General features: G+C 60.8%; 13 protein-coding genes and 1 pseudogene. 6 read left to right on the top strand and 8 right to left on the bottom strand.

The genetic code is table 11. The features are described 5' to 3' along the window. Positions 1-130 precede the first annotated feature (130 nt). Genes ACWGTO_RS12315 through ACWGTO_RS12300 form a run of 4 tightly spaced genes read right to left on the bottom strand, consistent with a single transcriptional unit; the run spans position 131 to position 3,474 of the window. A complete protein-coding gene (locus ACWGTO_RS12315) occupies positions 131-1,108 on the bottom strand; it encodes a quinone oxidoreductase family protein (protein WP_454575126.1) in 978 nt (325 codons plus the stop codon). A gap of 17 nt (positions 1,109-1,125) precedes the next feature. Next, the gene (gene pcsA / locus ACWGTO_RS12310) at positions 1,126-1,956 is read right to left on the bottom strand and encodes a phosphatidylcholine synthase (protein WP_454575125.1); all 831 of its coding nucleotides are present in this window, start codon (positions 1,954-1,956) and stop codon (positions 1,126-1,128) included. Next, a complete protein-coding gene (locus ACWGTO_RS12305) occupies positions 1,953-2,567 on the bottom strand; it encodes a DUF1326 domain-containing protein (protein ID WP_454575124.1) in 615 nt (204 codons plus the stop codon). The genes pcsA and ACWGTO_RS12305 overlap by 4 nt, the downstream gene beginning before the upstream one ends. Positions 2,568-2,580: 13 nt before the next feature. Then, positions 2,581-3,474 (bottom strand): DUF2182 domain-containing protein, encoded by an 894-nt coding sequence (locus ACWGTO_RS12300; protein ID WP_454575123.1) that lies wholly within the window; start codon positions 3,472-3,474, stop codon positions 2,581-2,583. A gap of 102 nt (positions 3,475-3,576) precedes the next feature. Here ACWGTO_RS12300 and ACWGTO_RS12295 point away from each other — a divergent pair, with 102 nt between their 5' ends. Continuing rightward, the gene (locus ACWGTO_RS12295; RefSeq protein ID WP_454575122.1) at positions 3,577-4,788 is read left to right on the top strand and encodes a UbiH/UbiF family hydroxylase; all 1,212 of its coding nucleotides are present in this window, start codon (positions 3,577-3,579) and stop codon (positions 4,786-4,788) included. 58 nt (positions 4,789-4,846) lie between these two features. On the opposite strand, the pseudogene ACWGTO_RS12290 reads toward ACWGTO_RS12295, so the two are convergent. Beyond that, a pseudogene (locus tag ACWGTO_RS12290) lies at positions 4,847-5,005 on the bottom strand (AEC family transporter); the annotation flags it as partial. Between the two features lie 224 nt (positions 5,006-5,229). Between ACWGTO_RS12290 and hspQ the strand changes: the two are divergent. Continuing rightward, positions 5,230-5,553: a heat shock protein HspQ gene (gene hspQ, locus ACWGTO_RS12285; protein ID WP_454575121.1), complete on the top strand. Its 324-nt coding sequence runs from the start codon at positions 5,230-5,232 to the stop codon at positions 5,551-5,553. A gap of 133 nt (positions 5,554-5,686) precedes the next feature. On the opposite strand, the gene ACWGTO_RS12280 is transcribed toward hspQ, so the two are convergent. Then, on the bottom strand, positions 5,687-6,673 hold the full coding sequence (locus tag ACWGTO_RS12280; RefSeq protein ID WP_454575120.1) for a glycosyltransferase family 2 protein: 987 nt from the start codon (positions 6,671-6,673) through the stop codon (positions 5,687-5,689). A gap of 222 nt (positions 6,674-6,895) precedes the next feature. On the opposite strand from ACWGTO_RS12280, the gene ACWGTO_RS12275 reads away from it, so the two are divergent. Further along, a complete protein-coding gene (locus ACWGTO_RS12275) occupies positions 6,896-8,434 on the top strand; it encodes a glycosyltransferase family 2 protein (RefSeq protein WP_454575119.1) in 1,539 nt (512 codons plus the stop codon). A gap of 62 nt (positions 8,435-8,496) precedes the next feature. Here the strand turns inward: ACWGTO_RS12275 and ACWGTO_RS12270 are convergent, their stop codons facing one another. Further along, positions 8,497-9,123 carry an invasion associated locus B family protein gene (locus ACWGTO_RS12270; RefSeq protein WP_454575118.1) on the bottom strand — a complete coding sequence of 209 codons (627 nt, stop codon included), beginning with the start codon at positions 9,121-9,123 and terminating at the stop codon, positions 8,497-8,499. A gap of 260 nt (positions 9,124-9,383) precedes the next feature. Here ACWGTO_RS12270 and ACWGTO_RS12265 point away from each other — a divergent pair, with 260 nt between their 5' ends. Beyond that, positions 9,384-11,204 (top strand): extracellular solute-binding protein, encoded by a 1,821-nt coding sequence (locus ACWGTO_RS12265; protein WP_454575117.1) that lies wholly within the window; start codon positions 9,384-9,386, stop codon positions 11,202-11,204. Positions 11,205-11,302: 98 nt separating this feature from the next. After that, a complete protein-coding gene (locus tag ACWGTO_RS12260; protein ID WP_454575116.1) occupies positions 11,303-11,983 on the top strand; it encodes a DsbA family oxidoreductase in 681 nt (226 codons plus the stop codon). Here ACWGTO_RS12260 and ACWGTO_RS12255 read toward each other — a convergent pair whose 3' ends face one another. Then, positions 11,984-12,418: a hypothetical protein gene (locus ACWGTO_RS12255; protein WP_454575115.1), complete on the bottom strand. Its 435-nt coding sequence runs from the start codon at positions 12,416-12,418 to the stop codon at positions 11,984-11,986. Positions 12,419-13,057: 639 nt separating this feature from the next. On the opposite strand from ACWGTO_RS12255, the gene ACWGTO_RS12250 reads away from it, so the two are divergent. After that, positions 13,058-14,950 carry an ABC transporter ATP-binding protein/permease gene (locus ACWGTO_RS12250; protein ID WP_454575114.1) on the top strand — a complete coding sequence of 631 codons (1,893 nt, stop codon included), beginning with the start codon at positions 13,058-13,060 and terminating at the stop codon, positions 14,948-14,950. The last annotated feature ends 35 nt before the right edge of the window (positions 14,951-14,985 follow it).

Genomic DNA, 14,985 nt, shown 5'->3' with positions numbered 1-14,985 from the left:
TTCAAGAATTTCAGCGGAAACTCAAGGGGTAAAGATAAGGCTGTTTCACGCAAGAAAGTATCCGGCCGGTTCTTCGTGCAAACATCGCCCGGCGCCGCGGCAGAGCGCTGAAAAACTGGGCAAATTCTCCTCAGGGGATCAGAATGGTGGTGCCCGTCGTCTTGCGGGCTTCGAGATCGGCCTGCGCCTTGCCGGCATCCTTCAGCGCGTAGCGCTGGTTGATCTTGATTTCGACCGCGCCGCTCAGCACCACGTCGAACAAGGCCGCGGCGGAGACTTCGAGGTCCTCGCGCTTGGCATTGTAGACGAACAGCGTCGGCCTGGTGACGAACAGCGAGCCCTTCTGCGCCAGGAGCGACATCGAAAATGGCGGGATCGGCCCCGAGGACTGCCCGAAAGCGACGAACATGCCGAGCGGCCTCAAACAATCGAGCGAGGCGGGAAATGTGTCGTTGCCGACCGAATCGTAGACGACGTCGCATTTCTTGCCCCCGGTGATGGCGGCGACGCCGGCGACGAAATCCTGCTCCTTGTAGTTGATGACGTGGTCGAAGCCGTGCGCCCTGGCGAGTTCGATCTTGTCGGTCGAGCTTGCCGTGCCGATGACGGTCGCGCCGAGATGTTTTGCCCATTGTCCCAGGATCAGGCCGACACCGCCGGCTGCGGCATGAAACAGGATGGTGTCGCCCGTCTTCACCTTGAAGGTACGACGCAGCAGATACTCCGCCGTCATGCCTTTCAGCATCATGCCGGCGGCCTGCTCGTCGCTGATGCCGTCCGGCACCTTGACCACGCGGTCGGCGGCGACGACGCGCTCTTCGGCATAGGCGCCGACATTGACGGCATAGGCGATGCGATCGCCGGGCTTCAGCCAGTCGACGCCAGTACCAACCGTCAGCACGACGCCGGCGGCTTCGCCGCCCGGGACCAGCGGGAAGCCGCCGGGCGGCGGGTAAAGGCCGGTGCGATGATAGACATCGATGAAATTGAGGCCGATCGCCGTGTGCCTGACCAGGATCTGCCCGGCGCCGGGCTGGCCCGGATCGGCATCCTCATAGGTCAGGACTTCCGGACCGCCATGGGCGTGGATACGGATCGCTTTGGACATTTCTGGGCTTCCTGCGGTCAGGATTTTTTTTCGTCCGGCTTGGCGCCGAGTTTGGGGAAGAACTGCATGATAGCGCCGATGCAGGCGAGGTAAAGCCCGGTGACGGTGATGCCGGCCTTGGTGAAGACGCTGACCTGCTCGCCCAGAACGCCGATCTGGTCGTAGAAGGCGGCAAGCGCCGCCTGCGCCAGCGCCAGCGCGCCGAAAGCGCACCATAGCAGCGTCATGCCAAGGTTGATCGGCCGCAGCCGCACCACCCGCACCGGATGGATGAAGTTGATCGGGACGAAGGTGAGGATGCCCGCCGCCACGACGACGCCGAAGGACACCCATTGGCCCGGCTCGATGACGAACAGGGTGAACACCACCATGTTCCAGACCACTGGAAAGCCCTTGAAGAAGTTCTCCTTCGTCTTCATTCCGGTGTCGGCATAGTAGATGGCGCTGGAGACGACGATGATGGCCGCCGACAGGAACGATAGCCGCTCCCCCATGAAGCCGCGCTGGTAGAGCGCGAAGGCCGGGATCAACACATAGGTGACGTAGTCGATAATGTTGTCGAGGAGTTCGCCTGACCAGGTCGGCAGGATCTCCTTGACCTCGAGCTTTCGCGCGATCGGCCCGTCGATGCCGTCGACGAACAACGCCAGCCCCAGCCACCAGAACATTGCCGTCCAGCGTTCCTCGCTCGCCGCCACCAAAGACAGGAAAGCCAGGAACGAGCCCGACGCGGTCAACAGATGGACCGAAAACGCACGCGCCTGCGGCCAGGTGACCTTCTTCTTCGGCCGCGGAATCCGATCGGCGATCTTTTTGGCGGCGTTCCTGGCGGTTGTGTTCTTGCTCACGGGCCCCGCCAATCCAGCTTGCAGATTTCGGCCGAACGGCCGGCGAAATTCCAGTTACGGCCGAAAGCCCGCATCTTGCTCTTGTCGGACCTGGCCACGATGATCTCGGGCGCGATCCAGTATTCCGAGTTTCTGATCACGGTATCCTTCTCGCGATCCTTGCCGGGAATCGGTGTCACCACCCCGTCGATGATCTTCGGTATCTGGAAAATGCGGGTCTTGTCACGCGTCTCGTAGGTGATCGGCACCTGCTCGACGCCGAGAAACTTGCCGACAAGGATGGACAGCAGCGAGGTTGTTCCGCCGGCCTTGCCGGTGAAGATTTTCGTCAGCGCCTTCACCGCATAGACCGAGGCGCGCTTGTCGATGAACAGGCCGGCGGTCCAGTTGCCGCGGCTCATATAGCCGGGGATTTCCATGACCAGCCCGAGGTTGAGGCCAGACAGGTCGACCTCGCCGAAATGGCCGGCGTCGATGCGGAACCCTGCCCAGGTCTGGCAATAACCCTCGGTTGGCGGATGGCTGCCAAGCGACAGCACGCAAGGGCAAAAAACCGTGCAATTACAGGAGAGTACAAGCTCTCCTTTCATTGCCCAGACTTGCTCTGCCATTGAATTCTCCCCCTTATGCAGAGACTACTAGCAGGGCGACTGCCCAGACAAGCAGTATCGCACCGGCCACTCGGGTTGGAACCCTGCCGCTGGTCTGTTTCTCGATCAGGGTGAACAGGCCGATCAGGGCCATCCAGAACACGTTCATCGTGCCGACAGCAAACATCACCAGCATCAACGCCCAGCAGCAGCCCAGGCACCACAGGCCCTGCTCCAGCCCGAGCCGGAAAATGCGACTGGGCTCGGCGCTCCAGTTGGAAAACAGGGTAGCGAAGGGATTCCTGCATTTTGTCAGGCAGGCCTGCTTGAGGCCGCTGAACTGGTAGAGGCCGCCCACCAGCAAAGCGGCAGCCGCGGCGAAGCCGGCCACCGGGTCGAGCAATCGCCCCGACGCAAATGCGTGGACGGCCAGCGTCAGCGTCGCGAAACCAGCCGACGCGACGAGCCATGTGCAGAGGTAACCCGAAACCAGAACCAGCGGGTGGGCCACCGGCTCACCCTTGATGCGGGCGGTGTCGGCGATCTCGCAATAGGTGCGGATCATCGGCGTCGCCGACGGCAGCATCGTTGCCACGGCCATCAAAAACCACATCGCGATCAGCGCCAGAAGTTGTGCGCCGCTGCCGGCGTCGAGCGGTGCGGGTGTCAGGCACAGGCCGAAGAAGCGGTCGAGAAGATCCGGCAACGGCAGTTGCGGCAGGTATCGCAGGACCACATCGCCTGGTGCGCCGGCGCCGGGAAGCCGGCTTTCGGCGCCGCGGATCGCCAGGGCGCCGAGAATGAACCAGGCGATGAGAATGCTGCCGGCGATGGCGATGTTGACCGTCAGCCGGGGACTGCGGGCCAGGCTTGCCGTGGCGCGGCCGGCGCGGTCGAGATGGCTGAAATCGTCCTGCTCACCGGTCATGGCAATCGAATGAGCCTAATCGCCGCGTTGATCAAGCCGCATGGTCTGACCTATATCCATGGATAGACAGGATGGGCCTGCATCGCAAACTGGAAGTCCAATTTGGATCATCGCGAGACAGCACGGATACTGGTTGCCGGCAGCGGCCCTGCCGGGCTGATCGCGGCGCTCGGTTTTGCCGAGGCGGGATTTCCCGTGACGCTCGTCGGACCCGAAGCGGGCGGCCCCGATGGCCGGACAACGGCGCTGATGAACCCTGCCCTCAAGATTCTCGATCGACTGGGCGTGCTGGCCGAGATCAGGCCAAAGGCCGCGCCGCTGAAGGTCATGCGCATCGTCGATGCCACAAGCCGGCTGATCCGCAGCCCGGTGGTCACCTTTCGCGCCACGGAAATCGGCGAGGAAGAGTTCGGGCTTAATCTGCCCAACAGCGTGCTTAACCCGGCGCTGGCCAGGGCCGTCGCCGCGCATTCCGGCATCGAATGGCTGAAGGTGATGGTCGAGAGCTGGCGCCTGGATGCCGACGAGGCACATGCCGTTCTGGCGGATGGCCGCGAAGTTTCCGCATCGCTGGCGGTCGCCGCCGATGGGCGCCTGTCGCCGGCGCGTGAGGCGGCCGGTATAGCTGCGTCGGCGCGGTCCTATCCGCAGGCGGCGCTGGTGCTGAACTTTGGCCATCGCAGCGAACACGGCTTTACTTCGACAGAATTCCACACCGAAACCGGGCCGTTCACCCAGGTGCCACTGCCCGGCAACCGCTCCAGCCTTGTCTGGGTGGTGAGACCGGAAACGGCAAAAGACCTCGCCGCGCTCGACGACGGGACACTTTCCGAGCGTGTCGAACAGCAGATGCAGTCCATGCTGGGCCGGGTGTCGGTCGAGCCTGGCCGGCAGATCTACCCGCTTTCGGCGGCATCACCGGGCCGCTTCGCGCAGAACCGCGTTGCCCTGGTCGGCGAGGCCGCGCATGTGTTTCCGCCGATCGGCGCCCAAGGTCTCAACCTCGGTATCAGGGACATCGACGATCTGATTGGAATCGCTGGTGAAAATCGCAACGATCCTGGTGCGGCCAACGTGCTTGCGGGCTATGATTCCAGGCGCCGTCCCGACATTCTGGCGCGCAGCAGCGCGGTCAATCTGCTCAACATGTCGCTATTGTCGGACATGCTGCCGGCTCAGATGGCGCGCAGCGCCGGCCTCAGCGTGCTCGGCAGTTTTGCGCCGTTGCGCGGCTTCTTCATGCGCGAGGGCCTGCGGCCCGGCAGCGGCTTTTCCGGACTCTTCGGTGGCCTAGGGAAACAGGTCCGGCGGTAATATGCCGTGCCGGATCAGATAGAGCAGCCCAGTCACCCGTCAGCACAGACAAGCAGGTCGTGATGAGCACGCTGGACAGGGCTGGAAGCGCGACATAGACGATGAAGGTGTTCATCCAGCCAAGCACTTCCAGCGGCTGCCTGGTGATGCGTGCCACCAGAAAACCGATGAAAATCAGCCCGAAGAACGGAAGAACAAGACCGATGACGTCAGACATTTTTGCCCTGGGCCGAAAACCCTGAGCCGGGCTGGCCCGTAGCATCCTCGGGCGTCAAGCGCTTCGGCATTGAATTGAACCACCGTCTGCGCCAGATAAGGCGAGATACCAGCCCTAAAGTCGGGCTCGATTTTTTGTGACGGCGTGTGTAAATTCAAAGCCTTAGAGCGCGTGCCGTGCATTCCAAGGGACGCCGGGCGGTTCAGGGCTTAGTGGTGAGTATGATGAAAACAGCCAAATTCTCGATCGGACAGGTGGTTCGCCACCGGCTGTTTCCATTTCGCGGCATCATTTTCGATGTCGATCCGCAATTCGCCAACACCGACGAATGGTACGAGGCGATCCCGGCCGACGTACGGCCGCGCAAGGACCAGCCGTTCTACCACCTGCTCGCCGAGAATTCGGAAACCGAATACATCGCCTATGTGTCCGAGCAGAACCTGCTGGAGGATCAATCGGACGAGCCGGTCCGTCATCCGCAGATCGGCGAGATGTTCGACAAGCGGCCGGACGGACGCTACGAGCCGAAGCGCCAGTCGAGGCATTGACCTCATGACGCTGCGATGAGCAGGTACATCATGGCCGCGTCCGATTGATTTGCGGGCTTAGTCCAGCTTCATCATGCCAGGCTGTCGTTGCCGAAGTTTTGCAAAAGCTCCGACAGTGCAGCCTCTTATCGACCTATATTCGCATGATGCCCAGTTTGTAGAGCCGATGATAGAGAACGTGCTTCTTCATATAGCCGGCCATCGCTGCATTGATATCTCCCCACCCGAACACTGAGCCGTGACTGCGCAGGAGAAGGCGGTCCTGTTCTTCTCGCCCAACGTCGTGCATGGCAAAGGTCTTTTGACTGGGATGAACGCGAAAGCAGCCGAGGAAGCGTGGGAGCCGCTTGAAACGGAAACCTGCCGACTGCGCCCGGAGGATGAAATCCCAATCCATCGCATACTGAAAATTTGTGTCGAATGAACCGAGTTTTTCCCAAACGCTGTGGCGCCAGAACATGGTCTCCTGGGGGATGTAATCGACCCATTTGATGACCTCGCTGTCGTGCGGCGGCAGGACAACGCGAGCGGTTTCTTTCCCTGTTTCGTCGATCACAATTCGATTGCCATAGACAAAATCGGCCTCGGGGTACTTTTCGAATGCGTGTGCCACATAATGCAGCGTACCGGGCAACAGGACGTCATCGCTGTTGAGATAAGCCATGATGTCGCCGGAGACGACGGCAAAGCCCTTGTTGATGGCGTCCGTCTGCCCGCCGTCCGCGGCGCTATTCCAGGCAATCCGTTGTCCGTAGGACTCGAGTATCTCGCGTGTCCCATCTTGCGAGCCGCCATCCTGAACGAGGTATTCGAGATTGGCGTAGTTTTGGGACAGCACGCTGTCGATCGTAGCTGGCAGAAAATGCGCATGCCCATAGGACGGCGTGACAATGGCAATCCGAAGCGCGCCGGTGTTGGGTGCTGGAACACTGTAGTTAGGTGGGGTCTGCAAATTTCGTGGCTGGTACTGATGGAAATCGAAAAGCTTCGGCTGAAATTTATATCTCCAGCTGTTGCGCCGACGCAGGTAATAGTCACCCTCAAGCGTCTGGATTCGCCGCGTCAGTGACGAAATCTCTTTCACCAGATTAGCGATTGTGACTTCCTGCCCGCCGTCCATCACTTGGTTCCTCAACAATTGCGCTGCCACACGTCACACAACATGTGGTCCGTTTCAATAGCGCCCAGTGCTACAATTGGTCTGCTACAAGTTTTCGGCGCCATGGACGACGGCCATGTTGCAAACTCTGGATTTGGCCGTGAAGGTGCAGAGAGCCTGATGCGTCCAGACCGCGGTGGGCCCCTTTGAACACGTAGATCCTCCAGAAAACGAAGGCATGTCATGCGCCGCTCTTTGTCCCGGGAAAGTTCGCAACAGCATCCGCCCGATTCGAATGTGCTGATTTCCGTTCTGGTGCCGCTTGAGTTCCACCGCGACCAGGCAACCATCGCGATCCGTAAATGGCGGCAGGAGCAGACTCTGAGGGGCTCAGCATTCGAACTCATACTCGTTGCCTCCCACGACGCCAACGCTGCGGATATGGACGAGATTCGCCAGCTGCTTGCCCCACAGGACCGCCTTATCCAGACCTCAGCAGACCATGACATCGCCCAGGTTGCGGAAGCAGCGCGGCATGCCAGGGCGGACCTGCTGTTCTTCACCGAAAGTCATGTCTGGCCGACGCCCACCGTCCTCGAACAATGCCTCGATGTCTTCTCAAAGCGCCCCGAATGGGCAGGATTCTCGTGCCGAACCCATGCCAGCGCACCCAACAAGCTGGCGCGCGCGGAAGCACGGATGTACGAGGCCGATATCCAGCACGGCATGACGGAGAGTTCGTGGCGCAAGATACTCGACCAGTGCTTCGCAACACGCCGCAAGGCCTACGAAGAAGCCGCGGGGTTTGACTTTGGCTTCGGGCATTTTTCGGAATGGCTGCTGGCTGCCCGCTACCACAAATTGGGGCTGTCCATCGGCTACGTGCCAGAAATCGAACTTGTTCATCACTACAGCGGGCAATGGGCGGAACTGCGTCGCTTCACGGAGGATTTCGTCGCCGGCGAGGCGCTCTGGCTGGCGCGCGGCGGACCGCGGCAGGAGCCGATGATCGAAATTCCATTCGAATGGAGCAGACGAGGCGAACGCCGCAAAGATCTGGCGCAGCATATTCTGCAAATCGCCTGGCAACAGAAGAGGCGGGGATTACGTCCGCGGCTGCACGGTGGAGGCATGATGCAGGTGCTCCGGCGCCATTGGGTCGCGGCCTTGCTGGGAGACCGTCTGGACACCGGCCGGGCGCGCGCAACGCTTCTCTGGCGGCATGTCGCGCTGATGCTGTCACGGGCCTTCGGGTCGGACGCGCAACTCGACAGAGTGTTTCGGCAAACGATTGCCGCACTGGTGCACGAGAAACGGCTGCGTGCCTCACCTGAAATGCAAAAGTTTGCCGGGGACGGCTCGCTGTGGACGCCGGATGAAATGGATGCCGGGCGCGCCGCCGGGATCCATGCGGCAGAAGTCTACAATGGCGTACCGTTTCGATGGTCGAGCGATGTCGCGTCGGTCGAACTGAAATTGCCCGCGGGTGAACATCTGGTGCAGGTCCAGACGCTGGCGCACATATTGACGACGCGCGTTGAACCGCTTTTTTATCTGAACGGGCAAATGTTGCCCATTGAAGCCGCCAATGTCGCCGACGGGACTTTCGTCCTCAAGGTGGCGCGGGACAGCGGCAATCCCGCGATCCTCGGCTGGGTCGGCGAGCATCAGCAAGCGCCGAACGATAGTCGCATACTAAGCCTGCCGGTCACACGGATTTCCAGGCTAGAGAGCAGGCCGCTACGAGCCGAAACGCCGATCCAGGCGCTGATAGCACCCTGACCTCAGGCAACAAAAAAGCGGGGCATGACCCGCTTTTTTGTTGTTCCGAAATTTGCCCGAGATCAGTTGGCTGCCTTGGCCTTGTCCTGCTCGTCCTTGAGCTTCTTGGCAAAATCCTGGTTGTTCTTGGCAACGAAGTCCTGAAGCTTCTTCTGCCGGTCTTCGATATCGGACTGCTGCAGCGGCGGGCCGTCATAGGCGCCGCTGAAGCCGGTCAAGGCAACCTTGATCGGGTTCGGCTGGTTCTGGAAGTTAACCGAGGTGAGCGTGATCGCCTGGCCCTTCTTGAAGGAAGCGACGAGGGTGTCGCTCAACGGCACTTCGGCCACGCAACGGTCTGGGAAGCAGATGACATAGTCGAGCTTCTGCGCCTTGCCGGCGTCGATCTGCAAGCCGATGCCGGGAGGCACCAGACGCCCCGTCGGGACCGTGACCTGGAACACCTTGCGGTTCACCTTGCCCTTAAGCTCGATCAGGCTGATGCCGGTGACGAGCTGGCCGTTGCCGGCGGTGACGATGTTCTGGACATTGCAGATGTCGACATCTTCCTGCTTGGTGCAGGCCTTGAACCAGCCCTGCGGAATCTGCTGCTGCTGTGCCGAAGCGGTGGGAAGTCCGGCGCCCAGAAAGCCGACCACGCCTGCGGCCATGACCGAAAGGCGGTATGCGTTGCTGTTCAGGCTCGTCATGTCGTGCACTTCCTCTCAAATGATCCCGGGACCGGCTTCTTCGCGCCGTGTGGTCCAGCTACCTGTTGCCGAAATGAGGCAACAGGATGACTTCGGAGCGCGTGTTACACCGCATGCGCAGCCGAATCCAGCCCGGCGCCTGCGATTCTTGGCCGTGCAATTTGGGTCGCGCGATTTGGGCCGACGTATCTGGCCGGAGCGCGGCGGCGCCATGCTAGGGTGCATTCCGAATCATCAAGCCGCCCAGTAAGGAGACGGTCATGGGCCGCATTCTTGTTTGGCTGATCGCCGCGATCTCGTTTCTCGCTTTTTCGCTTCAGCCGGCGATGTCGGAGCCGAAACATGCCATCGCCATGCAGGGCGATCCGGCGCTGCCCGCCGATTACCAGCATTTCGACTACGTCAATCCGGATGCGCCCAAGGGCGGCAACATCACCTATTGCGTCGTCGGCAGCTTCGACAATCTCAACCCGTTCATTCTGAAGAGCCTGCGCACCACGGCGCGCGGCATGCTCGATCTCAACTACGGGAACCTGGTTTTCGAGCCGTTGATGACGCGCAATTATGACGAGGCCTTCAGCCTCTATGGCCTGCTCGCCGACAGCGCCGACATGGACCCCGAGCGCAAGTCGATCGAATTCCACCTCAACCCTGACGCAAAATGGTCGGACGGCGAACCGGTGACGCCGGAGGACGTGCTGTTCACCTACGATGTCTTCACCGACAAGGGCCGCCCGCCCTACAGCGATCGCATGAGCCTGATCGCCAAGCTCGAAAAGACCGGCGAGCACAGCGTGCGCTTTACCTTCAATGAAAAGGCCAACCGCGAGACGCCCCTGATCATCGCGCTGACGCCGATCATCCCGAAGCATGCCTTCGACAAGGACACGTTCGACAAGACGACGCTGAAGCCTCTGATCGGCAGCGGCCCCTACATTGTCGACAAAGTGCAGCCGGGACAGCGCATCGTGTTCAAGCGCAACCCGAATTACTGGGGCAAGGACCTCCCCTCCAAGCGCGGCTTCGACAATTACGACCAGATCACCATCGAGTACTTCCTCAACGCCAACGCCAAGACGGAAGCGTTCAAGAAAGGCATCTGCGCCATCTACGATGAGGGCGATCCGATCAAGCGCGAGCGCGACATCGATTTTCCCGCCTTCCGCCGAGGCGAGGTAATCGCCGAAACCTTCGACATCGGCATACCGCCAGTGGTGACCGGGTTCCTGTTCAACACCAGGCTGGAGAAGTTTTCCAATCCGGTGGTGCGGCGCGCGCTCGGCATGCTCTACGACTTCGAATGGGCCAACAAGAACCTGTTCGGCGGCAAGTACTCGCGCACGATGAGCTATTGGCAGAATTCCGAACTGTCGGCGCTCGGCCATCCCGCCGACGACAGGGAGAAGGCGCTGCTGGCGCCCTACCCCGGCCGTGTGCCGGCCGATGTCATGGACGGCACCTGGCGGCCGCCGGTGAATGACGGCACGGGCCAGGACCGCAAGGTGCTGAAGGTGGCCTTCGACCTCTTGAAGAGCCAGGGTTTTGCCGTCAAGGACGGCGTGCTGCTCGACCCCAAGGGAAACCCCTTCGGCTTCGAGATCCTGACCGCTTCGCAGGAAGAGGAGCGTTTTGCGACCGTCTATCAGCGCACGCTGGAGAAGATCGGCATCACGGTGACCATCCGCAGCCTCGAAGCCGACCAGATCCAGTCGCGCAAGCAGCGTTTCGATTTCGAGGTGCTGATCGGGTCGAGCGGTTTCAGCAACTCGCTGTCGCCCGGCATCGAGCAGAGTTTTCGTTGGGGTTCTTCAGAAGCCAAAAGGGAAGGCTCCTTCAACCTGGCGGGCGTCGCCGATCCCGCGGTGGATGCGGCGATCGATGCGATGCTGAGAGCGCGGACCAAGGGGGACTACGTCGCCGCCGTGCGCGTCCTCGACCGATTGCTCATCTCCGGCAACTACATGGTGCCGATGCAGTACAACGCGCAGCAATGGCTCGCTTACTGGAATTATCTGGACCATCCGAAAAAGACGCCCATATTCGGTTATCAATGGCCGACCTGGTGGCGCAAAGCGAACTGAGCATGATCCCGAAAGCGGTTGCCGGTTTTCTCGGACAAACGGAAAGCCGTTTTGTCCAGAGATGATGCTCTAAGAAGTGTTCGCGGCAGGAGATCGAGATGAGCAAAGACAATTCCATTACCGTCGACGTGGTTTCAGACGCCGTTTGCCCCTGGTGCTTCATCGGCCAGAAGCGGCTCGACAAGGCGATCGCCGCGGCCGGTGACGTCGAGGTGCATGTGCGCTGGCGGCCGTTCCAGCTCGATCCGACCATTCCGGCCGGGGGCAAAGACCGGCGCGCATACATGATGGCCAAGTTCGGCAGCGAGGAGCGCATCCGCCAGATGCATGCCCGCATCGAGCCGCTCGGCGAAGCCGAAGGCATCGATTTCGCCTTCGACGCCATCAAGGTCGCCGCCAACACGCTGGACGCGCATCGTGTCATCCGCTGGGCCGGGGCAGCCGGCGAAGCCGTGCAGAACCGGTTGGTGCGCCGGCTGTTCCAAATGTATTTCGAGGAAGGTGCCAATATCGGCGATCACGCGGTGCTGATCGAAGCCGCCCGCGAGGCCGGCATGGATGCTGCCGTGGTCGAAACGTTGTTGCCGACCGACGCCGACGTCGAGGCGGTACGCACAGAAATCGCCACGGCATCGCGGATGGGCATCACTGGCGTGCCATGCTTCCTGCTCGAAGGCAAATATGCCGTCATGGGCGCGCAGGACGCCGACACGCTGGCCGATGCCATCCGCCAGGTCGCCGCCGCCAAGGCCAAGGGCGAGCTGGAAAAGACCGGTTAACTACTTAACCGTCACCCTGGCCTTGCTGACGAAAAAGCCATGGCCGTTGCTGGCCGTGCAGGCCAATCCTTTGGTTGACGACTGGCAGGTAAACGGCCCTTTGCTCCAGCTATTGCCGTAGGCCAGCTTGGCGACATCGCTGCAGCAGCCTTGTTCACCCGGATTTTTGATCAATGTCGCCGGCCCGTTCGGTCCGAGGATCACAGTGACGTAGCTGGGCTCGACGCGCGAACAGCTAAGGTCGGGGCCGCCACCCTGCGGCTCGTAGGTGCTGGTGCCGCCCTTCGGTGTGTAGATGCAGCCGATGTTGCCGGACGGAGCATTGAACTCGATTTGCCCTTCGGCGTTCGCCGCAATGGTCTGGCTGCCGGCATGCGCCAGAGGCGGGAAGGCAAAGAGCGACAGGATTGCAGGAGCGGCTGCGCGTGCAAGCATTGGGGAGCTTCCTGGTTGGAGAACCGGATATGCATGGGTGCCGACAGTGCTGCGCAAGGTTCAACCGACGGCGTATGAATTGTCAATCTTGTTGAGCGGCAGCTAAAAGCGCGCCCCGGCCGATCATGTTCGCTTTGGCAGCGGCGAAGTGTTGAACGACCCCCGTGACGCCGCCGCCAGGACCTTTTCCCGGCACTTCTCGGCTTCGGGAAAGTTGATTCGGGCAAGCCGGAAGCGATCACGGACAGCGAATTTTCTGGTGTTTCCGTCAGTCCGCAGTAGGAAATCCGCCTGATCCGCAAAGCCGATCGGTTCACGAAACCGTGAATCCAGCTTCCCCAACGGAAGCTTCTCACACATCTCAGCGTTCTCACAAAACATTGAAACCAAACGAAATATTTGGCCTGGAGACCGCTGACTCCACGCACCACCTGTTGCCTCACGGCAACGGCAGGTCGGCAGCCTCACATTCGCCGCGATAAAATTAATAGAAAATGATCAATTGGTGTTACTATCCGTAACAAAACTAAAAAAGGTTTGGGCGGGATTGTGATTCGGGTCGACAGACCGCGACGTTCAGGAACGGCAAAACTACCTAGCGACGCCGCAAGGCTGCCGCCCCTGACGCCGGTTTCCTCGATGCGCAGCTTCTGGGGGTTGATGCGAGCCTACTGGTTCTCTGAGAACTGGAAGGAAGCCTGGGGCCTTACCCTTATCATCGCCGCCCTCACCACGTTGCTCAGCAAGACCGGTGTCTGGTTGGCCCTGATGATCGGCGAATTGACCAATTCGGTCAATTATTATCATGACGCAGCAAACACCTCGCCGCTCAGGACTTTGCTGACCAATGCCGGGCTCGTCATGGCCCTGTTTGTGCTCAAGGACGCCGGCATCGCAGGCGCAAGGAGCCTGGTGTCGCGCACATTGCACCGAAAGTGGCGCGGCTGGTTGAACAGCCAGTTCAACAAAGCGCTGCTCGATTCCAATCATACTCATTTCCACGCTCAGCACGGTTCGTCAGGCACAGGCGCCCAAGCGCCGGACAACATCGACCAGCGTGTTCAGGAATCCATCAAGGGCATGACCGGCGGCGCAATCGGCCTCGCCATGGGCGTGCTTGGCGTTGCCACCTCGCTCTACTTTATCGGCGAAAACCTCATCCAGAATTCAGTCGAGGTTGCGGGCCTGGAATTCCTCGGAGGCTATGGCAGCGCTGTTCTCGCGCTGCTCGCCATCGCCACCTACGTACCGTTCAACACGTGGATCGCGGTACGGCTTGGAAGAGCGCTGGAGCGACTGAATGTACGGCTGCAGCAGGCCGAAGGCAGCTATCGCGCTGAATTGACGACGTTTCTGCGCCGCAGTTTCCATGTCGCCTCCTCGCGCGGCGAGGATGTGCAGAAGACCATGCACAATCGGCTCTATGGCGAAATCGACCGAACCTGGGCGCGGCTGAATATCGTCACCGTCTTTTATGATTCATTCGAGGCGGTTCACAATTTCATGGGCTTTCGCATTGTCGCTTATGCGCCAGGTCTGGTCTCGTTCATCAACAACAAGCTTGACCTCAAGGGCTACGTGACTGGCGCCGAGATGATCAACCAGTTGATCGGCCAGTGTTCCTGGCTGATCAAGGTGATGCCGGACGTCGCTACGCTGCGGGCGAACAGCCAGCGTGTGACCGAACTCGCCAGCGCCATCGAAAACGTCCAGCAGCCGCAGGAGTTTTACAGCCAGACCGGCCGCTCGGATTTCCACTACGCCAGCCAGAACCCGGTGTTTGGCCTCACCATCCAGAAGCTCGAACTGGCGCATCAGGGCGAAGACGCAACGCCGTTCCTGAGCGCCGCCAATCTGCGCTTCCGTCGTGGCGAGTGGACGTTCCTGCGCGGTGAATCCGGCTGCGGCAAGACTTCGCTGGTCAAGGCGATAAACGGTCTGTGGCCCTATGGCCGCGGCACCATCGTTTTCCCTGACGGCGTGAAGAGCTTTTATGCCGCGCAGGAGGTCAAGCTGCCGCAGGTGACGCTGAAGCAGCTTGTGTGCCTGCCCGGTTCCGAAGAGGACTATGGCGACACGCAGGTGGCGTCGGCCCTGCACAAGGCTGGCCTTGGCGACTTCATCGAGCAGATGGCCGATGAAAGCCGCGAGGGAAAGATCTGGGATCAGATGCTTTCCGGCGGCCAGAAGCAGAAGCTGGTGGTAGCCCGCATCGTGCTGCAGCAGCCGGGCTTGCTGTTCCTCGACGAAGCCACCGGCGCGCTCGATCCGGATGGCAAGATCGCTTTCCATCAGGCGATCAAGGACAATTGTCCCGATGTCACGGTGATCAGCATCATGCATGAGGCGGTTGCGCCACGCTCGGCCTCGGGCGCGGAATTCTACCACAGCGTGGTCGCGATCGCCGACGGTGTCGCCACCAAGAAGCCGCTTGTTCCCAACCTCCCGCGCGAGCTCACCACGATCCTTACGCAGCCGCGGCCGGTCGAAGACAAATGGATGCGTTTCTCGCGCCGGCTGAAGCAGAAATAGCAACGACACCGTGGCGCCGTCCGCAACCGGCGGTC

It is taken from the genome of Mesorhizobium sp. PL10 (genome assembly GCF_053714315.1).
The sequence above is the reverse complement of the archived record's forward strand: the minus strand, read 5'-3'. Positions and strand labels throughout refer to the sequence as shown.